Source organism: Pollutimonas nitritireducens, from assembly GCF_002849615.1.
Lineage (GTDB): Bacteria > Pseudomonadota > Gammaproteobacteria > Burkholderiales > Burkholderiaceae_B > Pollutimonas > Pollutimonas nitritireducens.
In genome coordinates, this window is record NZ_PDNV01000004.1 from 1 (window position 1) to 21,666 (window position 21,666).

General features: G+C 57.0%; 20 protein-coding genes and 1 tRNA gene. 4 read left to right on the plus strand and 17 right to left on the minus strand.

What is annotated here, in order from left to right; all coding sequences use genetic code 11:
• Window positions 1-144: 144 nt before the first annotated feature.
• A tRNA-Arg gene (locus tag CR155_RS06325) sits at window positions 145-219 on the minus strand.
• Window positions 220-467: 248 nt separating this feature from the next.
• On the opposite strand from CR155_RS06325, the gene CR155_RS06330 reads away from it, so the two are divergent.
• A complete protein-coding gene (locus CR155_RS06330; protein ID WP_102069169.1) occupies window positions 468-1,415 on the plus strand; it encodes a c-type cytochrome in 948 nt (315 codons plus the stop codon).
• Between the two features lie 100 nt (window positions 1,416-1,515).
• On the opposite strand, the gene CR155_RS06335 is transcribed toward CR155_RS06330, so the two are convergent.
• Together CR155_RS06335 and CR155_RS06340 are read right to left on the minus strand one after the other, a co-directional pair.
• Entirely contained in the window at window positions 1,516-3,051 is a 1,536-nt protein-coding gene (locus CR155_RS06335) for a 3-hydroxyacyl-CoA dehydrogenase (RefSeq protein ID WP_102069170.1), read from the minus strand.
• Window positions 3,048-4,268: a CaiB/BaiF CoA transferase family protein gene (locus tag CR155_RS06340; protein WP_102069171.1), complete on the minus strand. Its 1,221-nt coding sequence runs from the start codon at window positions 4,266-4,268 to the stop codon at window positions 3,048-3,050. The genes CR155_RS06335 and CR155_RS06340 overlap by 4 nt, the downstream gene beginning before the upstream one ends.
• A 168-nt stretch (window positions 4,269-4,436) precedes the next feature.
• On the opposite strand from CR155_RS06340, the gene CR155_RS06345 reads away from it, so the two are divergent.
• From CR155_RS06345 to CR155_RS06355, 3 genes are all read left to right on the plus strand, one after another.
• On the plus strand, window positions 4,437-5,417 hold the full coding sequence (locus tag CR155_RS06345; protein WP_102069172.1) for an NAD(P)H-dependent flavin oxidoreductase: 981 nt from the start codon (window positions 4,437-4,439) through the stop codon (window positions 5,415-5,417).
• A complete protein-coding gene (locus tag CR155_RS06350; RefSeq protein ID WP_102069173.1) occupies window positions 5,414-6,160 on the plus strand; it encodes an enoyl-CoA hydratase-related protein in 747 nt (248 codons plus the stop codon). The genes CR155_RS06345 and CR155_RS06350 overlap by 4 nt, the downstream gene beginning before the upstream one ends.
• A 167-nt stretch (window positions 6,161-6,327) precedes the next feature.
• The gene (locus CR155_RS06355; protein WP_102069174.1) at window positions 6,328-6,561 is read left to right on the plus strand and encodes a hypothetical protein; all 234 of its coding nucleotides are present in this window, start codon (window positions 6,328-6,330) and stop codon (window positions 6,559-6,561) included.
• A gap of 104 nt (window positions 6,562-6,665) precedes the next feature.
• Here the strand turns inward: CR155_RS06355 and CR155_RS06360 are convergent, their stop codons facing one another.
• The 14 genes from CR155_RS06360 to CR155_RS06425 all read right to left on the minus strand — a co-directional run bounded on the left by CR155_RS06360 (window position 6,666) and on the right by CR155_RS06425 (window position 21,657).
• Window positions 6,666-8,801: a UvrD-helicase domain-containing protein gene (locus CR155_RS06360; RefSeq protein WP_233213968.1), complete on the minus strand. Its 2,136-nt coding sequence runs from the start codon at window positions 8,799-8,801 to the stop codon at window positions 6,666-6,668.
• Between the two features lie 8 nt (window positions 8,802-8,809).
• Window positions 8,810-10,921 (minus strand): primosomal protein N', encoded by a 2,112-nt coding sequence (locus CR155_RS06365; protein WP_102069175.1) that lies wholly within the window; start codon window positions 10,919-10,921, stop codon window positions 8,810-8,812.
• Window positions 10,922-11,229: 308 nt separating this feature from the next.
• Window positions 11,230-12,306, minus strand: coding sequence for a uroporphyrinogen decarboxylase (gene hemE, locus CR155_RS06370; RefSeq protein WP_102069176.1), 1,077 nt, complete (start codon window positions 12,304-12,306; stop codon window positions 11,230-11,232).
• 27 nt (window positions 12,307-12,333) lie between these two features.
• Entirely contained in the window at window positions 12,334-13,125 is a 792-nt protein-coding gene (locus CR155_RS06375) for a hypothetical protein (protein ID WP_158238240.1), read from the minus strand.
• A gap of 186 nt (window positions 13,126-13,311) precedes the next feature.
• Window positions 13,312-13,737 carry a F0F1 ATP synthase subunit epsilon gene (locus CR155_RS06380; protein ID WP_102069177.1) on the minus strand — a complete coding sequence of 142 codons (426 nt, stop codon included), beginning with the start codon at window positions 13,735-13,737 and terminating at the stop codon, window positions 13,312-13,314.
• A 9-nt stretch (window positions 13,738-13,746) separates the two neighbouring features.
• Window positions 13,747-15,168: a F0F1 ATP synthase subunit beta gene (gene atpD, locus CR155_RS06385; protein WP_102069178.1), complete on the minus strand. Its 1,422-nt coding sequence runs from the start codon at window positions 15,166-15,168 to the stop codon at window positions 13,747-13,749.
• A gap of 48 nt (window positions 15,169-15,216) precedes the next feature.
• The gene (gene atpG, locus CR155_RS06390; protein WP_102069179.1) at window positions 15,217-16,128 is read right to left on the minus strand and encodes a F0F1 ATP synthase subunit gamma; all 912 of its coding nucleotides are present in this window, start codon (window positions 16,126-16,128) and stop codon (window positions 15,217-15,219) included.
• A 98-nt stretch (window positions 16,129-16,226) separates the two neighbouring features.
• The gene (gene atpA, locus CR155_RS06395; protein WP_102069180.1) at window positions 16,227-17,768 is read right to left on the minus strand and encodes a F0F1 ATP synthase subunit alpha; all 1,542 of its coding nucleotides are present in this window, start codon (window positions 17,766-17,768) and stop codon (window positions 16,227-16,229) included.
• A 35-nt stretch (window positions 17,769-17,803) separates the two neighbouring features.
• Window positions 17,804-18,343: a F0F1 ATP synthase subunit delta gene (locus tag CR155_RS06400; protein ID WP_102069181.1), complete on the minus strand. Its 540-nt coding sequence runs from the start codon at window positions 18,341-18,343 to the stop codon at window positions 17,804-17,806.
• Window positions 18,344-18,356: 13 nt separating this feature from the next.
• Complete coding sequence (locus CR155_RS06405; protein ID WP_102069182.1) at window positions 18,357-18,827, minus strand: F0F1 ATP synthase subunit B; 471 nt, start codon at window positions 18,825-18,827, stop codon at window positions 18,357-18,359.
• A gap of 124 nt (window positions 18,828-18,951) precedes the next feature.
• Window positions 18,952-19,194: a F0F1 ATP synthase subunit C gene (gene atpE / locus CR155_RS06410; protein WP_073102520.1), complete on the minus strand. Its 243-nt coding sequence runs from the start codon at window positions 19,192-19,194 to the stop codon at window positions 18,952-18,954.
• A gap of 105 nt (window positions 19,195-19,299) precedes the next feature.
• Complete coding sequence (atpB, locus tag CR155_RS06415) at window positions 19,300-20,181, minus strand: F0F1 ATP synthase subunit A (RefSeq protein WP_102069183.1); 882 nt, start codon at window positions 20,179-20,181, stop codon at window positions 19,300-19,302.
• 60 nt (window positions 20,182-20,241) lie between these two features.
• Window positions 20,242-20,664: an ATP synthase subunit I gene (locus CR155_RS06420; protein ID WP_199171696.1), complete on the minus strand. Its 423-nt coding sequence runs from the start codon at window positions 20,662-20,664 to the stop codon at window positions 20,242-20,244.
• A 216-nt stretch (window positions 20,665-20,880) separates the two neighbouring features.
• Window positions 20,881-21,657, minus strand: coding sequence for an enoyl-CoA hydratase (locus tag CR155_RS06425; RefSeq protein ID WP_102069185.1), 777 nt, complete (start codon window positions 21,655-21,657; stop codon window positions 20,881-20,883).
• Window positions 21,658-21,666: the final 9 nt, after the last annotated feature.

The window sequence follows — 21,666 nt, forward strand, 5'->3', positions numbered from 1 at the left end:
CTCACGCCGTGCATATGGCTTCAGGAACTTTGAGAATTACCGCATGAGAGTCTTGGCTCAATGCGGTTGGAACGGTGTGATCAACCGTGTCTGATGAATGCCCATCCCCCGTTAATGGGGAAGAGCCCTGAATCGTCGATAACATGGCGCGCCCGACAGGAATCGAACCTGTATCTAAAGCTTCGGAGGCTCTTATTCTATCCATTGAACTACGGGCGCGGGGTCGTCATTGTAGCCTGTTTGCCGGAATTTTTTCCGCATACCGCGCATTACCTCGTTTTCGACCGTCAGAGGCCGCCCGCGGATTGCGCTGCATCAACTTTCATGCACTTAAACGGCAGTCTCGTTATAATCCTTCATTCACGCGGCTTTGGGCCCCATGCGCATCTTGCGCAAGCCAGCACACAGCCCGCCCACATAGCCTTCAGGCCTTGGCGCCTTCTGACTAGGAACACGCAGGATTCGATATGAATAACACAGAAGAACACGTTGAAGAGACCATCGAGGAACACGAAGGCCTCATCAAAACGCCCAAGCAGCTGATCGTAACCGTCATTCTGGCGTTCATCCTGCCGGTTGTGGTCATAGGCCTCCTGATTCTACTGGTGACATCGTCTTCATTAATGGGATCCGGGTCCGATGCGCAAACCCCGGAAGCCATCGCCTCGCGCATCAAACCCGTCGCGCAATTCGCCCTGGTTGACGCGAACGCTCCGAAAGTCTTCCAGACCGGGCAACAAGTCTTCGATACGACCTGTACTGCATGCCATACCGCTGGCGTAGCTGGCGCGCACAAAATTGGCGATAGCGCTGCATGGGCCCCGATCATCAAAAAAGGTTACGACGAACTCGTCAAGAACGCGATTCACGGCCTCAACGCGATGCCACCCAAAGGCGGCAACCCTTCACTGAGCGACTTTGAGGTTGCACGCGCTGTGGTTTACATGGCGAACAAGTCCGGGGCTTCGTTCGAAGAACCTGCAGAGCCTGCAGGCGACAAGGCCGACGCAGCGCCGGCGGCTGGGGCTGCACCTGCACCTGTTGCACCTGCACCTGCGGCGGCTGCTCCGGCTGCCGCCGCAACCGTGGCCGCTCCTGAACCCGAAAAATCGGCACCTGTCGCTGCGGCCGCTCCTGCGCCCGAGAAAGCGCCCGCTGGCGATACAGCGGCCATTGATCCAGCCGGTGAGCAGCTGTACAAATCCGTTTGCTTCGCCTGCCACTCAACCGGGGTAGCCAACGCACCCAAGTTTGGTGACAAGGCTTCGTGGGCAAAGTACGAAGCCGCGGGCCTGGATGCCATGGTGCAGAATGCCATTCACGGTATTGGTGTCATGCCACCGCGCGGCGGCTCCCAAGCCAGCGACGCTGAAATCAAAGCCGCGGTGCAGTACATGGTGAATGCTGCGAAGTAAGCAGCCCGCACCTAAGCAAAAAAACCGCCAATCATGGCGGTTTTTTTTATTCACGCAAGAGAAGCCAAGCGCGAGGCGGCCGAGCGCCCCCTCGCCAGCGTCACATTGCCTTGCAAGGCGCTTCGGCGCGCAAAGACAATCCCAGCTGAACCCGGCGCTGCAGCCAAGGGCTGGCACGGTAGCGCATATCGCCCGTGACCCGATACATCGACCGTAGGATTTCCAGGACATGGGCACCACCCAGCGCGTCGCCCATGGACAGTGGACCGCCTTTCGGATAGCCCAGCCCCAGTGACACGGCCAGATCTATGTCCGCCGGCGTGGCAATGGTTTGTTGAGCAATATCGCTGGCGACATTCACTATCGTCGCGACTATCCGTTGGCCCACGAACCCCGCGGAATCCTCGATGACAGAAACCGGCGTATTGTCGCTGGCAAGCAAGGCATGCGCGGCATCGCGCCACTCCGGCAGTGTCGATATCGAGCACATCAGTACGCGGCGCTTGCCCTGCTCGAGCCCGAAGAAAGTGTCCAGTGCCACGGTGCGATCGCCATCCAGCTGATGCGAGCTGATTATTGTGGCGGTGTCTTCGCCATATGGGGTGACGATGATCAAGGCGTCGGCGGGCGGCGCTTCTGCCGCAATAAGCGTTATACCCAGGGACTTGAGCAACGCGGCCGCGCGTTTATGACCGACCGAGTGATAAGGAGCAAGCCAAACTTTAAGGCCCTGCCGCAACGCCGGGACGACTGGCTCCTGCGGAACCTGTTTCTGGCCTTCGGGGTAGGAATAGAAACCTTGCCCGGTCTTGCGGCCGAGCAGCTTGCCGGCGCTGCGCACGGCAGTAATCGGTGAGGGGCGAAAACGTGGCTCGTCATAGAACTGCTGATAGATCGACTCCATCACAGCATGTGAGACATCCAGACCTGTGAGATCCAGTAATTCGAAGGGTCCCATCCGGAAACCCGCCTGCTCACGCATGATGGCGTCTATCTGGTAGAAAGGCGCAACCGCCTCTTGGGCCGCCTTCAAGCCTTCGATATTCATTCCTCGTCCAGCGTGGTTGACGATAAAACCTGGCATATCCTTGGCACGAACAGGCGTGTGGCCCATTGCCCGCGCAAACACCATAAGCGCATCGCCGACCTGTGCATCAGTACGCAAGCCGTCAATGACTTCAACGACCTTCATGAGTGGGACCGGATTGAAAAAATGAAAACCGGCTACCCGTGCCGGATATTCACAAGCCTGTGCAATCGCAGTGATCGGCAACGACGATGTGTTCGAAGCCAGGATGCAATCCGGTGCCACGATGTCCTCGAGTTGCCGGAAAAGGTCGCACTTGACGTCCAGTCGCTCGACGACTGCCTCGACAACCAGGTCTGCGTCGGCCATTGCCTGCAAGTCACTGCATGGCTGAACACGCTTGAGCGACTGAGTGGCCAATTCGGGAGTGATTTTTCCCTTTGCGGCCAGCTTCTCCCACATCTGGTTCAGGTTTGCGCGGGCCGATGCAATAGCGTCGGCATTCAAGTCGAACAGCAGGACGTCAAAGCCCGCCTGCGCCGCGATTTGAGCGATGCCGCGCCCCATGGCGCCAGCGCCCACAACGCCTATCTTCTTGATGTCTTTCATTTTGTCAGCTCCTGGATTTCGTCGTCTGACAGGCCCAGGCGTTCGCGCAGGACCTGCTCGGTGTGTTCGCCCAACAAAGGGGCGGCATGATGATAATTGACCGGGCTATCCGAAAAGCGCAGCGGACTTGAACTTACTGGCGCCTCGCCGGCCGACCCATGCGGCAGCGTCTGGCGCATGCCGCGTGCCTTGACCTGCGGATTCTCATAGACCTGATCGATTGTATTGATGGGACCGGCTGGCACGCCGGCCTTCTCGAGCGCGTCGAGCCAGTAGTCGCGTGCCTGCAACTTCATGGCTTCGGTGAGCAATGGAATGAGTATCTCGCGATTGATCACGCGATTGGAGTTGGTCTTGTAACGGATATCTTCGGACAAGGCAGGACGGCCGATGACATGGCAGTAGGCCTTAAACTGAGTGTCGTTTCCCACCGCCACGATAAGATGGCCATCGGCGGCAGCAAATACCTGATAGGGTACAAGATTCTGATGCGCGTTCCCTGCCCGGCGCGGAGCGACGCCGGTGGTAAGGTAATTAAGATTCTGGTTGGCGAGCATGGCCACCTGGCAATCCAGCAGAGCCATATCGATATGCTGGCCCAGGCCGCTACGAGCACGCTCGTGCAAGGCCGCCAATATGCCTACTGTGGAATACATGCCGGTCATCAAGTCGGCAACCGCCACCCCGGCTTTCTGGGGGCCCCCTCCCGGCAAATCGTCGCGCTCGCCGGTGATGCTCATCAGCCCTCCCATGCCCTGGATCATGAAATCGTAGCCCGGCCGGCTGGCATATGGCCCGGTCTGGCCAAAACCGGTAATGGAGCAATAAATGAGTGCGGGATTGATTGCCTTGATGCTCTCGTAATCCAGCCCATACTTGCTCAAGCCACCAACCTTGAAGTTCTCGACGAGTATGTCGCATTGCTTCGAGAGTTCGCGCACCAACCCTGCGCCCCGCTCTGTCGCAATATCGATGGCTACCGACTGCTTGTTGCGGTTCGCCGACGCATAGTACGCCGCCTCGGTGGTGTCTTTTCCTTGCGCATCTTTCAAATATGGCGGTCCCCAGCCACGCGTATCGTCGCCGGCGCCCGGCCTTTCAATCTTGATGACCTCCGCCCCCAGGTCGGCAAGATTTTGAGTACACCAAGGACCCGCCAGAACCCGGGTAAGATCTAAAACACGAATTCCAGTGAGGGGAGCAGGACGAAATGACATTGGCGACGATCGGCAAGTAAAAGCGGTATTTTGCCTCATCTGGCCGGCTCGTGTGCGTGGGACGTCCTTGCGTCTCATCAGGCGGTCGTTTGGCCCTAGAATAGGCGAGCGCAGCGGCAGAACCTGACGCGTGCCGCCGCATTGCACACCTTTTCGGAGAATTAACGAATGCCCCGGACAATTGTCACTCAGCTCTACCAGCAACTCGCCCTGCCGGTGATATCGGCGCCCATGTTCATCGTCTCGGGCCCAGAACTGCTTATCGCGCAATGCGCCAGCGGCATCATAGGATCCATGCCGGCGCTGAACGCTCGTCCCCAGAGCAAGCTGGCAGAATGGCTTACGCAGATCGACACGGCGCTGGCCGAACTGAAACGGCGGGAACCTGGCCGCATCGTCGCACCCTACGCCATCAACCATATCATTCATAAATCAAACGACAGACTGCTCGAGGACCTTGCCGTATGCGCAGACCACAAGGTGCCTTTTATTATCACGAGCCTGCGCGCGCCCAACGACGTGGTTGATGCCGTACACGGATGGGGCGGCAAAGTCTTCCACGACGTGACGACGATGCGCCATGCCCGCAAGGCGCTCGACGCGGGAGTGGACGGGCTGATACTGGTGTGTTCCGGAGCTGGAGGCCATGCCGGCACTTTGAGTCCCTTTGCCTTGTTGGCAGAGGTAAGGAAAATATTCGACGGTCCTATCGCACTGTCGGGCGCCATCTCGCGCGGACACGATGTGCTTGCAGCTCGCGCCATGGGCGCCGACTTCGCCTACATTGGAACCCGCTTCATTGCGAGTCACGAGGCCCAGGCCCAGGACGCCTATAAGCAAATGCTCGTGGATGCCCAGGCCAATGACATTCTTTACACACCCTTTTTCACCGGCATCCCCGGCAATTACCTGAAACCCAGCATTGCCGCAGCCGGGCTGGACCCCGACACACTCGCGTCCTCGAACCCGGACGGCACCAATTTTGGCAGCACCCGGACCAAGGCATGGCGCGACATCTGGGGCGCCGGACAGGGTGTCGGAAGCATAGACAGCATCTCGTCGGTCGCGACCATCGTGGAAAAACTCAAGTACGAGTATCGCGAGGCCTACACGGCTCTGGGCGATTCGTTCACGGGGGGCCAGGCATGATAGCCAGCACGTTCGAGGGCGGCTGCATGGTCTTGACAATAAATCGTCCGGAACGACGCAATGCACTGACCCATTCCATGTACCAGGCTCTGGACCAGGGCCTGCAAGCTGCACAGGCCGATCCGGCCTGCCATGCCGTCATTCTGACCGGCGCCGGTGATTGCTTCACCGCCGGCAACGACCTGGGCGAATTCCAGACTACGCGCAGCGTGGTGGACAGCCCCGCATTGGCATTCCTGCGTACGCTCGCCAACGTGGACGTCTCGGTGATTGCAGCGGTGGAAGGACACGCAATAGGCGTGGGGGTAACGTTGCTTCAACACTGCGATTTCGTCTATGCCGGCGAAACCGCCCAATTTTCCATGCCCTTCGTATCGCTCGGACTATGCCCCGAAGGCGGCTCCAGCACTTTGCTAGTGCAATTGGTCGGGGCACGCCGCGCCAACGACTGGCTGTTGCTAGGTAGGCGGTTCGATGCCGCAGAAGCCTACGAAAGCGGATTCATTACCGCCATCTCGCCGCCTGGTCATGCCTTGATCCAGGCCCAAGCCACTGCGGAATTGCTTGGACGCCAGCCTGCCGAAGCGCTACGGCTCAGCAAACGCCTGCTGCGAGAACCCGGACGCCCGGCCTTGATGCGTACATTCGATACGGAGCGCGATCTTTTCACGGACCGGCTCAAGTCTGATGAGGCGCAAGCCGCCTTCCGGCGATTCTTCGAACGAAAGTCTGATCAGTCCTGAAATTGCGGTTTGGCGCTCATCGGGACGTCCGAGCCTGCTCAATTTCCGTGGTTAAAAAACAGCACTTCTCACACCCTAAAAAGAGATTAGGGTTTTCCCTAGCTATATCCTAGGGAAAACCCTATAATTAGTTCTGTCAGTAAACGCTCTTTCAAAGGTGAGTAAAAATGTCGAGTATTTCATTCAGTTCCGATAGCCGCTTAAGTGATTCCATCGAGCGCGATCTGATGCGCGACTCCTTGAGCAATGGCGAAGCAGTCTCGATCATGGCTGTGGCCACGAAAGTTGTAAGCGGTATCAAGTCCGGCTTCTTGGCTTTCGCCCGTTACATGGTCGATGTGACCCAAGCTCTGGACGAAGCACGCGCAAAAGACGCGCGTTACACGCGTACTGCGTGGTAAGCAACATCAGGTAGTGCAGTGATGTAGTAGTACAGCGCTTTCTTAAAGGAGCGCGTGGTAAAGAGCCTGCCAAATTAGTGGTGGGCTTTTTTGTGTGCGCGGATTCAGGCCTTGTTGAGCAATGCCTTGAGCATTCCCAGTCGATCCTTGGGACTTAGCGCGCGCGTCGACGGGTCCTCTTCCAGCTTGACCTCGGCCAAGCCCATTTCCTCGATAAAGCGGGAACATTCGCGAACGACATCTTCCCGGGCTCGGCGCCGTTTCTTGCACCACGTCAGGTGCAGACTGCGCTGAGCGCGTGTAATGCCGACATACATCAGGCGGCGTTCTTCCTGGATGCGCAAGGCCATTGCCTCGGCAGCTGTAGTCGGATCGGCATCCTCTTCGTCGCGTCCCAGATGTGGGAGCAAGCCCTCTTCCACTCCTGCCAGGAAAACATGCGGGTACTCCAGGCCTTTGGATGCATGCAGCGTCGAAAGCTTGACGGCGTCCGGATCTTCATCTTCCGAGCGTTCGAGCATGGTCACCAGGGCAACATGCTGCACCAGTTGCAGTAAAGTGAGCCCGTCCTCCGTGGCTTTGCGTTTCAGCCAGCTGATGAGCTCCATGACGTTCTGCCAGCGGGTCTGTGCCGGCCTTTCTTCCAGGGTATCGTAGAGATAACGCTCGTACTGGATGGTACTGAGCAGATCGTCCAGCAGGGCACCCGCTGAATCGTCTTTGGCACCGTCGACTCCGATGTCCGACAGCCCTTCATCGACCCCAAACAAATTACCGCTGCCCGGCATGACCCGCAGCGTAGCGCCTTTGCGCCCGGCCCGCTCTTGAATACGCTGTATAAACGTACCGAAGATTTGCAGAGGTTCAAGTTGCTTGGATGCGAGCCTTTCGGTGGAGCCAATTTCAAAGATGGCTGCGAAGAGGGACAATTGGCGCTCGGCGGCAAACTGACCAAGAGTCTGCAACGTCTGCTGTCCTATACCGCGTCGGGGTGTTGTCACGGCCCGGATGAATGCCGGGTCGTCGCTGTCGTTCGCCACCAGTCGCAAATAGGCCAGAATATCTCGAATTTCGGCCTTGTCGAAAAAACTTTGACCGCCCGAGATGGTGTAGGGGATCCTGAGATTGCGCAGCGCCTGTTCCAAAGCGCGCGCCTGATGATTGCTGCGATACAACACCGCAAAATCCCGCCACTCTGCTTGCCTCTCGAACCGGCCCGCCGACAGCCGCACCGCGATCGATTCCGCTTCGCTTTCCTCGTTGTCCATGGCCGTGACTTGGATGGCCTCCCCCATTCCCAGGTTGGACCAGAGTTTCTTGCCGAACAGATTGGGATTCTTGCTGATAACCTGATTCGCAGCGGAAAGTATGCGCTGGACCGAACGGTAGTTCTGCTCGAGTTTTATCACCTTGAGCGCGGGATAATCGGTGGTCAGTTTGGCCAGGTTCTCGACCGTGGCCCCGCGCCAGGCGTAAATGGCCTGGTCGTCGTCGCCCACGGCAGTCAACATGGCGCGATCGCCGGTCAGCCACTGCACCAGACGATACTGGCATACGTTGGTATCCTGGTATTCATCGACCAGCAAATAATGCACTCTTGCCTGCCAGCGCTGTCGAACCTCGGCGTTTTGTTCCAGCAACATGGCCGGCAGCCGGATCAAGTCATCGAAATCGACAGACTGGTAGGCGACCAGGGTGGCACTATAGCTGCGATAGATCTTTGCCGCTTCGACTTCGCTGGCACTGGCAGCATTGCGGTCAGCCGCATCCGGATCCATCAGTGCATTCTTCCACAAGGAAATATTCTGCTGCACCGCCCGGAGGCGCGCCTTATCGGTTGTTGCCAGTAGTTCCTGGATGATGGCCAGGGCATCCGTCGAATCGAGTATGGAGAATTGCGGCTTGAGACCCGCATGCATTGCTTCTTCGCGCAAGAAGCGCAGGCCCAGCGAATGAAAGGTGCTCACCGTCAGTCCCTTGGCCAGTTTCGGATCGACCAGCAGCTTGACCCGCTCATTCATTTCGCGCGCGGCCTTATTGGTGAAAGTCAGCGCGACGACCTGCTTGGCCGAATAGCCGCACTCGCGCAACAGATACGCGATCTTCTGCGTAATGACCCGTGTCTTTCCACTACCCGCGCCAGCCAATACCAGGCAGGGACCATCCAGGTAGAGCACAGCCTCTCGCTGTGTCGCATTCAAATCAGGAGCTACGGTATGGCCTCGGGAGGAGTTCAACACTGACCTTTCTATATTTCCAGCGGATCGACTTCCAGGTTATATCGTACGCGGCATTCGCGAGCGAGATTCCCCAGGGCCAGAGACCAGGCAGCCAGAAATGCCTGCAAGGCAGGTCGGTTTGCACTTTCGACAAGCAGCTGTGCCCGCTCGATATTGGCAACACGCACCACGCGCAATGGAACCGGATCGTACAAGGTTATGGCGGATGCCGTGGAAAAGGATTCTGGATCCTGGGTCGGTAACGAACGTGCCTGCGAGAGAAAGGCAAGTGCAGCCGAGAGTTCCCTGGCTTCGGCCGTCAACAGGGCCTGGAACGCATAAGGGGGTAGCCCTACAGCCTTTCTTTCGGCCAGCCCGTAGTCCGCGAATCCGGAATAATCATGCTGCAGCAGCGCCTGATAAACGGCCTGCTCGGGATAGTCGGTCTGGATAATGACCTCGCCGCCCGCGACATGGCGTCCCGCGCGTCCGGCGACCTGCATCAACTGGGCAAAAAGGCGTTCCGGCGCACGAAAGTCCTGGGCAAACAACATGGCATCGGCATTCAAGACCCCTACCAAGCCAAGGTTCGAAAAATCATGTCCCTTCGCTACCATTTGCGTCCCCACCAGCAGATCGACCTCGCCCGCATGGACTTTAGCAAACAACGCCGCAGCACTTCCCTTCAAACGCGTACTGTCCGCATCGATGCGCGCAACGCGCGCCGCGGGGAAAAGTTCTGCCAAGTGTTCCTCGACACGTTGCGTACCGCGTCCCATGGGTTTCAGATCCTGGTCTCCGCAATCGGGACAGGCGCGCGGCACCCGGGCCTGGTAGCCGCAGTGATGGCACTGCAGATGATTATGACGCGCACTACCTCGATGCAACACGGTATACGCCGTGCAGCGAGGGCAATTGCTTACCCAGCCACAGGACGCGCAATTGAGAACAGGAGCATAACCACGGCGATTAATGAATATCAGCGCCTGCTCGCCACGCGCAAGGCGTTCGCCAACCGCGGTGATTAGGTGCGGCGAAAATCCTTCTTTCATGGCCAGCCGTCGCGTGTCGACCAGCCTGACCTTGGGCAGCTCTACCGCCCGGGCACGCCGAGCCAGCGTATAACGTTGGTAATGTCCCCGTTCGGCGTGATTCCAGGTCTCCAGTGAAGGTGTTGCAGAGCCCAGCACCACAGGTATATTCCTGTCGCGCGCACGCCAGATGGCAAGATCGCGGGCCGAATATCGTAAACCATCCTGCTGCTTGTAAGAGGTGTCATGCTCTTCATCGACAATGATCAGGCCCAGGTCGGGCATAGGCGCAAAAATGGCCAGGCGGGTGCCCAGCATGATGCGCGCCGTACCGCGCTGGATGCTTACCCATGCCTGCAAGCGTTCGCCGTCCGCCAACCCACTATGCATGACAGCAAGCGCATCGGGGCCGGCCAGATCGGTAAGGCGAGCACGTAGTGATGCTTCCAGTTGTGGGGTAAGATTGATTTCAGGGACCAGAAACAGAACCTGTTGTCCTCGCCCCAATGCTGCCTGCGCGGCATGCAGATAGACTTCAGTCTTTCCGCTACCTGTAACGCCATACAAAAGAATTGTCGTGTGTCCTTGCACTGCTGCAATCGCGTCGACAGCCGCCGCCTGCTCGGCGTTCAGTTCCGGATGAGGGTCCGGAAGGGCCGGGTTGGCAACGCTTTTCTTTCGACGGTTGTCCATGCGCTGCACCGGACCGCCCGCCGAACGCTTACCCTGGTAAGCCGTCACTTTACGCAGACTCGGCGGCAGGGCAGGCAGCATGACCTCGCCGAGTGGACGCTGATAATACCTGGCGGCGAACGACGCCAGGCGCAGCCAATCCGGCGGCATGGGTGGCGTGTCATCCAGTACTTGGTCCACATTCTTGATTTGCCGAGGGTCGAGTGCCGGTGTGACTGGCAGAGCCACGACGATGCCGACCAACTTGCGGCGTCCGAACGGCACAATGACCCGCGTTCCGACAGGAATGACTGCAATCGCCCGATAGTCGAACAAAGCGAGCAGCGGGACATCCAGAGCCACGCGTATCCAGAATAGGGTCCGGCCCGTATGAACAATGGAATCGCGCGACGGATCGACGACACTGATTTCTGACATTAATACTTCAAGTAAATTCTTGCTGAACGTCTTAAACGTAGGCACCAAGCGCTTTCCTGGCCTGCAGGCGCATGCCTGTGGATAACTTTGGGGAGAACTTCAGCACAACTTCGTAAAAGTCAACACGATGACGGTGATAATTTTTTGGCAGTGCAACAAAAAAACGCACAAACTCTTATAAAACAATGCATTACACGAACTAGCTAAACAGTAACTTACATGGTCGACAGGCGCGGATTCGTCATTCCCAATTGTGCACAACCCTGGTAAGTCAATTGAAAAACAAGGGCTTTCACCCTTGATTTTCTTTAGATTTGGTGCTTGGTACGGCTATAGGTATGAACTTCGTCGACCAGCACCGATACGGCGTCCGGAGGGGTAAAACGAGAGATTCCATGGCCCAGGTTAAAGACATGTCCACCCTTGTTCACCGGCCCGAAGTCGTCAATGACGCGGCGCGCTTGGGTGCGGATTGCAGCATCGCCACCAAACAGCGCCATGGGATCGAGGTTGCCCTGAAGGGCAACGGAATCACCGGTCCGCCGGCGGACCTGCGCAAGATTGGCGGTCCAGTCGAGACCGACCGCATCGCAGCCGCAGGCGGCTATTTCCTCTATCCACTGCGCACCACCCTTGGTGAACACGATAGACGGAACGACTCGGCCTTCGTGGTCGCGTATGAGTCCTTGTACGACCTGGCGCGTGTAATGCAGCGAAAATTCCTGGAACAAGCCATCGGCCAGCACGCCGCCCCAGCTGTCGAAGATCATGACTGCCTGCGCACCGGCCTGGATTTGTGCGTTGAGATAAGCCAACGTAGCTTTTGCATTGACCTCAAGGATGCGGTGCAACAAATCGGGACGGCTGTACATCATTGTCTTGATAAGCAGATAGTCGCTGGAGCCCTGGCCCTCGACCATATAGCAGCCGACTGTCCATGGACTGCCCGCGAAACCGATCAGCGGTACCTTGCCGTCGAGTTCCTTACGTATCAGCGATACAGCGTCGAATACATATTGCAATTTGGATAGGTCTGGAACTACCAACCTTTTTACATCGTCCTCGTTCCGAACAGGATGTGCAAACCGGGGCCCCTCGCCTGCCACGAAATCGAGACCCAGTCCCATGGCATGCGGGACGGTCAGGATATCGGAAAACAAGATGGCGGCATCCAGGTCGAAACGCTGCAACGGCTGTAGGGTGACTTCACAGGCGTACTCGCGATTTTGTGCCAATGCCATGAAAGACCCGGCCCGGGCACGAGTCTCGTTGTATTCGGGCAGGTAACGCCCGGCCTGGCGCATGAGCCATAAGGGCGTATAGGGCACTGGCTCGCGCATCAGCGAACGCAGGAAAATATCGTTTTTCAGTATAGGTGCAGTCACGTCTATCCTTTTCTAAGATCCTCGATTTTAACCGTCTCTGGTGCGAATGGCGACGGGCTCGGCACGAAATGGCGTGGCGTCGATCTCGTGCTTGCGCATAAGTGCCCAAAAGGCCCGTCGGTGTTTCTGGGCGGCCCTCGCCGCCATAGCAATATTGCCGGAATGCCGACCGAGTGCGGCGGTAATATATGCACGCTCGAAGCGCTCGATGACCTTGCTTTTGGCGGCTCGAAACGATTCTTTCGAGGTAGCACACTGCGCGGCGGAAGCGGCAGCGAACGCATCGAGCTCGAGGCCGGTGCGATCAAGGATAGTAGCGCAGATAGCCTCTTGGCGGGCAATCTGCGAACTTTCCCGATACTGGACGGCGACTTCGCCAACGCCGGGTCGATCGAACGCCAGCGCGGATTGATGCCGCTTGCCATCCAGGAGACGTTCTATACGCGCCCGGAGCTCTTCGGCGCAGACAGGTTCGCGTATGAAATCGGCCAGACCTAGCGCGCATAAGTCATTCAGGGCCGCCGCCTTCAGCTTGTGCGCCAATGCGAGGACTGGCGTGTGCAATACCCCGTGAGCCGCCGATAAGGCGGTACGCGCCCACGCCAGGTTTTGTTCGTGCACCGGAATCAGGCATGCATCGAAACGCCGCAGCCTCATCGATGAGGCCGCCAGCGCAACCACCGATTCGGGGCAATGGATATCGTGTGTGTCGAGCACCTGCAGCTGGAGCCGGGTGCCGCAGTAGGAATCGAGCCATGGCTCCACCCACGAGCTGCTGCATGTAGTACTTAACACCGCACAATCCAGATATTCTCTCATTGAGTTCTCCCGGGAAGTAAAGCGTGCCCTCGTCACGCCACACCGGAAGAATAATCATCGGAATACTGATGGACAATTCGCAAAACTAATAATTCGGGAAATACCATCCATCATTGAAAAACAATAAGGGCATCCCATGGGATGCCCTTATTGCCGGTGCATGCCGCCGTTGCGACATGCGTTTTCTTAGTGCGAGCGCCGTATCTGGCTGAGCCTGCGCGCAGCTGCCGCCTGGGCGGCCAGCATCGCGAGTTCAGCTTCGACCACAGCGATATCTGCCTTGTCCTTGGTGTTGCGCAAGGCTTCTTCTGCGTGCTTGCGCGCTTCCAGAGCCTTGGCTTCGTCGAGGTCTTCTGCACGTATTGCCGTGTCCGACAGTACTGTCACGGCACCCGGCTGAATTTCGAGAATGCCGCCGGCCACGAAGATGTTTATTTCGGAACCGTCGACCAGCACAACCTTGACCGTTCCAGGACGAATCCGCGATATAAGCGGGGTGTGACCGGGCAGAATACCCAGCTCGCCCGATTCGCCCGGCAAGGTCACGAATTTGGCTTCGCCGGAGAATATCGATTCTTCAGCGCTGACCACATCAACATTCAGGTAGGCCATGTGTAATCCTTATTGGAGTTTCTTGGCTTTCTCGAAGGCTTCGTCGATAGAACCAACCATGTAGAAAGCCTGCTCGGGCAATGCATCGCACTCGCCGTCGACAATCATTTTGAAGCCGCGCAGCGTTTCGGACAGTGGTACGTACTTGCCAGGAGAACCGGTAAAGACTTCAGCCACGTGGAAAGGCTGTGACAGGAATCGCTGGATCTTGCGTGCGCGGGCTACGGCCTGCTTATCCTCAGGCGAAAGCTCGTCCATACCCAGAATGGCGATGATGTCGCGCAATTCTTTATAGCGTTGCAGTGTCTGCTGGACACCACGCGCGACAGCGTAATGCTCTTCGCCCACAACTTGGGGGTCAAGCTGACGGCTGCTGGAATCGAGCGGATCGACCGCAGGGTAAATACCCAGGGCCGCAATGTCGCGCGACAACACGACAGTGGAGTCCAGATGCTGGAAGGTCGTTGCGGGCGAAGGATCGGTCAAGTCATCGGCAGGAACATAAACGGCCTGGATGGAGGTGATCGAACCCTTCTTGGTGGATGTGATCCGCTCCTGCAGCTTACCCATTTCTTCGGCCAGCGTCGGCTGATAGCCCACCGCTGAAGGCATGCGGCCCAGCAGCGCCGATACTTCGGTTCCGGCCAGCGTGTAGCGATAGATATTGTCGACGAAGAACAGGATGTCACGACCTTCGTCGCGGAACTTCTCGGCCATGGTCAGACCTGACAGCGCCACACGCAAGCGGTTGCCCGGAGGCTCGTTCATTTGACCGAACACCATCGCGACCTTGGATTCTGCAAGGTTATCGAGTTTGATAACGCCCGCTTCCGCCATTTCGTGATAGAAGTCATTACCTTCACGGGTCCGCTCGCCCACACCGGCAAATACCGACAAGCCGCTGTGCGCCTTGGCGATATTATTGATGAGTTCGAGCATGTTGACCGTCTTGCCCACGCCGGCACCGCCGAACAGGCCGACTTTACCGCCCTTGGCGAACGGGCAAACCAAGTCAATAACCTTGATGCCGGTTTCAAGCAGCTCTACGGACGGGGACAGTTCATCGAATTTAGGAGCATCCTGGTGAATGGAGCGCAGCTCGTCGCTTTGGATAGGACCGCGTTCATCAATGGGGCGGCCGAGCACGTCCATGATGCGACCCAGCGTGCCAAGACCGACAGGCACAGAGATGGGCGCACCTGAATTTGCCACGGCCATGCCGCGACGCAAGCCGTCGCTGGAGCCCATGGCAATAGTGCGGACTACGCCGTCGCCCAACTGCTGCTGAACTTCGAATGTGAGGCCAGCTTCGGCAAATGCCGAACTTTCGTCCACGAGCCTTAGGGCGTCATAGATTTTGGGAATGCTGTCGCGGGGGAACTGAATATCCACCACGGCGCCGATGCACTGAACGATGGTACCGTTGCTCATGTTTAGTCCTTGCTAAATATCTTTGACGGGATGCCTTTCTGTTTACGCTTAAACAGCGGCAGCGCCCCCCACGATTTCTGAAATTTCTTTGGTAATAGCAGCCTGGCGGGTTTTGTTATAAACCAGTTCCAGGTCGCCAATGACTTTCTTGGCATTGTCGGATGCCGACTTCATGGCCACCATGCGAGCCGACTGCTCGGATGCCATGTTTTCTGCCACAGCCTGGTATACCAGACCCTCTACGTAGCGCATCAGCAAGTCGTCAATGACGGACTTGGAGTCCGGCTCGTAGATATAATCCCAGCCGTAGCTTGGCTTGGCAGCGTCCGAGTCGGCTTCTTCAACGGCACTTTCCGACTGAAAAGGATCTTTCAGGCCGCTAGGCAAGGGCAACAGCCGAATGAAGCTGGGATCCTGCTTCATGGTGTTCACGAATCGGTTCGTCGCTATGTAGATAGCGTCGATCTTGCCGTCCATAAAATCGTCGATCTGGACCTTCAAGGCGCCAATCAGGCGCGCCAGGTTGGGTGTGTCGCCAAGCTGTACTTCTTGTGATACCAGATTGGCGCCGATACGGGTCAATACGCCGGCGCCCTTGTTGCCCAAAGCCGTTGCCTGAACTTTGATGCCCTGTTTTTCGAACTCTTTCAGACGAGCCAATACCAGCCGCATGATGTTGGTATTCAAGCCACCACACAAACCTTTGTCGGTGCTGACCACCACAATACCCACGCCACGAACCGTGGAGCGCTCGTCCATGTAGGGATGCGAATAGTCGGGGTGCGCCTGCATCAAGTTGGCAGCAATATCCCGTACCTTGTTTGCATAGGGACGGCCAGCACGCATCCGTTCCTGCGCCTTGCGCATTTTGGATGCAGCCACCATCTCCATGGCTTTAGTGATCTTGCGCGTGTTTTGCACGCTCTTGATCTTGGTTCGAATTTCCTTAATTCCGGCCATCGCTCTTTCCTGAAAGGGCGTTATAGCGGAACCGCTCGCGCGATTCCGCCGTGCGTATGGCTGCCCGGGCGAATGCCTGGGCAGCCTCGCCAGTCAAACTAAAAAGCACCGTGCTTTTTGAACTCTTGTATGGCTGCTACCAATTCAGCTTCGTCATCTTTGGACAATTCTTTCGTGTCTTCGATGCGCTGGATCATGCCTTCATGCCTGGACTTCAGGTAATCCTTGAGTGCCTTTTCGAAAGACAGGATTTGTCCGACTTCGAGGTCATCCAGGTAGCCGTTATTGACCGCAAATAGTGTGATCGCCAGTTCCCAAACCTGCAAAGGCTGATACTGGGGCTGCTTGAGCAGTTCGACCACGCGCTTGCCGCGCTCGAGCTGACGACGCGTGGCGTCGTCGAGGTCGGAGGCGAACTGCGCAAACGCGGCCAATTCACGATATTGGGCCAAGTCGGTACGGATACCGCCGGACATCTTCTTGACGACCTTGGTTTGCGCTGCACCGCCCACACGCGAAACCGAGATACCCGCATTAATGGCAGGACGCACGCCCGCGTTGAACAAGTCGGTTTCAAGGAAGATCTGGCCATCGGTAATCGAAATTACGTTGGTCGGAACGAAAGCGGACACGTCACCCGCCTGGGTTTCAATGATAGGCAGCGCTGTGAGCGAACCTGTCTTGCCCTTGACGGCGCCGTTCGTGAACTTCTCGACGTACTCTTCGTTGACCCGGGCAGCACGCTCAAGCAGGCGGGAGTGCAGGTAAAACACATCGCCAGGATAGGCCTCGCGACCCGGAGGACGGCGCAACAGCAACGATACCTGGCGGTACGCCCATGCCTGCTTGGTCAGGTCATCATAGATGATCAGTGCGTCTTCACCACGGTCACGGAAGTACTCGCCCATGGTGCAACCCGAATACGCAGAAAGATACTGCATGGCAGCCGATTCGGACGCGGCGGCGGCAACAATAATGGTGTATTCAAGCGCACCATGTTCTTCGAGCTTGCGCACCACATTGTTGATCGTCGAAGCCTTCTGGCCAATGGCAACGTACACGCAGGTAACGTTCTTGCCCTTCTGGCTGATGATGGTGTCGACGGCAACAGCCGTTTTGCCGGTCTGGCGGTCGCCAATGATCAGCTCGCGCTGGCCACGACCGATAGGCACCATGGAGTCGATCGCCTTGATGCCGGTTTGCAGCGGCTGCGACACCGACTTACGTGCAATAACACCTGGAGCGACTTTTTCAATGATGTCCGTGGCCTTGGCATTGACCGGGCCTTTGCCATCGATGGGAACGCCCAGCGCATCAACGACGCGACCGCGCAATTCGGGTCCGACCGGCACTTCGAGAATGCGGCCAGTGGTTTTGACCGGGTCGCCTTCCGACACGCCGGTGTAATCGCCCAGAATAACGGCGCCAACAGAATCGCGCTCAAGATTGAGCGCGAGACCGAACACGTTATTCGGAAATTCAAGCATTTCGCCCTGCATCACGTCGGACAGACCGTGGATGCGGGTAATACCGTCGGTCACGGAAACGACCGTGCCTTGCGTACGTACGTCGGTCGACGCGCCCAAGCCTTCGATGCGGCTCTTGAGCAGCTCGCTGATCTCTGACGGATTAAGTTGCATGTTCAGACTCCTGGAATCCTGTTATCTGGCGCGCTTCAGGCGGCCAGGGTATCGCGCATGCGGGCCAACTGGGCCTGCACAGAAGTATCAAGTACTTGGTCGCCAACGATCACGCGTACACCACCGATAAGGTCGGTATCGACTGTGACGGCCGGCTTGAGTTTGAGACCAAACTTTTTTTCTAGGCCGGACACGAGCTTTCGGACCTGTTCGTCGCTTAGCGCGTATGCGGTGCTGATTTGAGCCAGCGCCGTGCCTTCATGCCGGTTTTTAAGAATTTCGAATTGCTCGGCAATTTCAGGCAACACCAGTATACGGTTGTTGCCGACGAGCAGTTCGATGAAATTGCGCGCCGCAGCCGGAAGCGGAGTCTTGATCAGACCCGCGAACAGCTCGATACGCTGGATGGCGTTGAGCCGCGGGTCTGTCAGCGCTTCGCGCACATCGCCGAGACTGGCCACTTGAGCCAGTTCGGCCACCAGACCCGACCACGACGCCAGGCCAGCCTGGTCGTCGCGGGCCGCTGCGAACAGTGCTTCGGCGTACGGTCTAGCGATAGTCGATAGTTCAGCCATGGCCTGCCCTGGTTTAGAGTTGTGCCTGAAGCTGGTTCAACAGCTCGGCATGTGCCTGTGCATCGATTTCTCGTTTGAGAATCTGCTCTGCACCCTTAACGGCAAGAATGGCCACATCGGCGCGCAGGCTTTCACGAACACGCTGAGCCGCCTGGGCTGCGTCCTGTTCGGCCTGTGCAATGATGCGCGCCTTCTCGACCTCGCCTTCTCGGCGAGCCTGGTCGATAAGCACTGCAGCCTGTTTCTCGGCCTCGACCATGCGAGCATGGTTTTCTGTTTTTGCAGAAGCCTCGATTAGGCTGATACGCGCCTGAGCCTGGGCCAGGTCGGCCTTGCCCTTGTCGGCAGCCGCAAGGCCGTCGGCAATTTTCTGACGGCGATCATCCATTGCTTTCGTGAGAGGAGGCCATACGAATTTCATCGTAAACCAGCCAAGCACGAAAAACACGATCATCTGAAAAAAGAGAGTCGCGTTTAAATTCACGGTCGTTTCCCTTTAATACCCATAGTGCCAGGCAGCAACGCTGCATAACACCTGATGTCCATGCCGCAGACTGCCTTCAACAGGCGCCTGTGGCTGCTTAACCCGCCAAGGCGGGCCGCAATGCTTATCCGACAAACGGATTGGCGAATGCAAACAACATGGCGATACCAACACCGATCAGGAACGCAGCATCGATAAGACCGGCCAACAAGAACATCTTGGTCTGTAATGCGTTCATCAGTTCAGGCTGACGAGCAGAAGCTTCCAGATATTTGCCCCCCATCAAAGCGATACCAATGCAAGCACCGAAAGCGCCGAGACCAATAATAAGACCGCAAGCTAGAGCAACGAAAGCAACGTTGGTCATAACAACTCCTTGGTTAATAACCGTGTAATCAAAAAGTCAAAAGAAACTGATTTTGCAGGAAAATCCCGCACCCCGGCCGAGCCAAACTGCCCGAACCGAAAATTATTAATGGCCTTCGTGAGCCTGACCCACATATACGAGAGTCAACATCATGAAAATAAACGCCTGCAGCAGCACGATAAGTATGTGGAAAATTGCCCACACCGATCCCGCCACAACATGACCAATACCCAAGCCTATGCTTGCACCATTAAATCCGGTCCATGCGCCGCCCAACAAGGCAATCAACATGAAAATAAGCTCGCCGGCAAACATGTTGCCGAATAACCGCATACCCAGCGAAACGGATTTGGCGGCGTATTCGATGCAATTCAACAGGAAGTTGAATGGCGCGAGCACGAGGCCGCCTAGGCCGTGGGCGTGAAACGGAGCAGTAAAGAGTTCTTTGACGAAACCGCCTGGGCTTTTGATTTTGATGCCGTAGTAGAACATGAGCAAAAGCACACCCATTGCCATGCCCATGGGCACGTTCAGATCGGCCGTGGGCAGAATACGGTGGTAATAGAGAACGTCGTGGTGTTCGTCGCCCAGGCCCGACCAGATGAAAACATTTGCCAGGAAGTCTACCGGCACCAGATCAAGCGCATTCATGAGGATGATCCACAAGAATACGGTCAGAGCCAATGGAGAGACGAAACGACGGGTGGTTGCGCTTGGAATGATGCTCTTGGCTTGCTCTTCGACCATGTCGACCAGCATTTCGATCGAAGCCTGGAAACGACCAGGCACACCGTTGGTGACCATTTTTGCGGCGCGCCACAGAAGGAACACAACAACCAGACCCATTAGGATGGACCAGAACAGGGAATCGTAGTTGACGATGTTGAAGTCGGCGACCGCCGACTGTTTTTCACCGACGCTGTTCAGATGGACCAAATGGTGTTGAATATACGCAGACTGGGGCGAAATGTCCTGAGCGGCAGCCATGTGAAACCTTATCTGTAAGCTTGTAACCGGAGCAATAAGCTCGTGAATTAATCTGTAGCGCTACGGCAACTTGCGAAATGCAAGCAACAGCACGTAACCCTTCAATACGCACAACAATCCGAACAATAAAGCTGGCCATACTACCCAATCGCGGCCGAGCCATGCAACCAGGACCAGCACGGCAACTGCGGAACCAAGTTTCAACGCCTCACCAAAAAAGAAAGTGAGCGGATTTGATTTCACAGGCCCGAATATGCCTAACAACAACCGCAGCGCGAAGAGCGCATTGGGAACAAAGTAGGCAGCCGCACCAACCAGCGCGGAGACAGCGGCCATACCCCCCGACACAAGCCACGAAACCAGAACAGCAACTGCGGCCATGGCAGCCTGAGCAACGAGGGCACGAAGAATACCACTACCAGCCCTGCGGTTTATCACTGCGCGTTCGTGCTCGGTAAGCACGAGTGGCGTTTCTGTTTCCATACCGAAAAACATCCGGTTAGTTACGCGACTTCTTTTTGCAATAAAGTCAGTCGTAAGGGTTTGTACCGAATGCGGCAAACTCTGCGAGTATAACTTTATTTTTAAGCGCTAAGCAAGCTGCTGCAGCGCGACATTGTAAGCCCATCTCGTCGGGCGCGCGCGCCCTCCTGTGAATCAGGCCGTGGCCGATTCACAGGAAATCCTCTGGCACGGGTGCTATTTATGCTTGAAATCCGGTTTACGCTTTTCAACGAATGCGGCCATGCCTTCCTTCTGGTCTTCAGTGGCAAAGAGCGCATGGAAATTCCGGCGCTCGAACATCAGCGTGTCGTTCAGGGAGCCCTCGTACGCCATGTTCACGCATTCCTTGGCCATGATGACCGATGGCAGGGACATGGACGCAATAATGGCGGCCGCTTCCAGCGCCTCGTCCAGCAGACGCTCGGCCGGAACCACACGCGATACCAGTCCTGCGCGTTCGGCCTCCTGGGCATCCATCATCCGAGCCGTCAACACGAGATCCATGGCTTTGGCTTTGCTGATGGCACGCGGCAGGCGCTGCGTTCCGCCATAACCGGGAATGACGCCCAGCTTGATTTCCGGCTGACCGAAACGCGCATTTTCGGCGGCGATAATAAAATCGCAAAGCATGGCGAGTTCGCAACCACCGCCCAGGGCATAGCCTGCTACGGCGGCAATAATGGGCTTGCGTATCCGCTTGAGCGATTCCCAGTCACCACCCAGGTAGTCCTGTTTGTACACATCCATGTAAGACCAGCCCTGCATGGCGCCGATATCTGCACCCGCGGCAAAAGCCTTTTCGCTTCCCGTAAGCACCATGGCTCCGATATTTTCATCGGCATCGAAGGCCCTCATGGCCGCGGCCAATTCGGCAATGACATCATTGCTGAGTGCATTAAGGGCCTTGGGCCTGTTAAGCGTCAACAAACCTACACGACCCCGAACCTCTGTTTTGACCAATGGCGCGTCCATGCCGTCTCC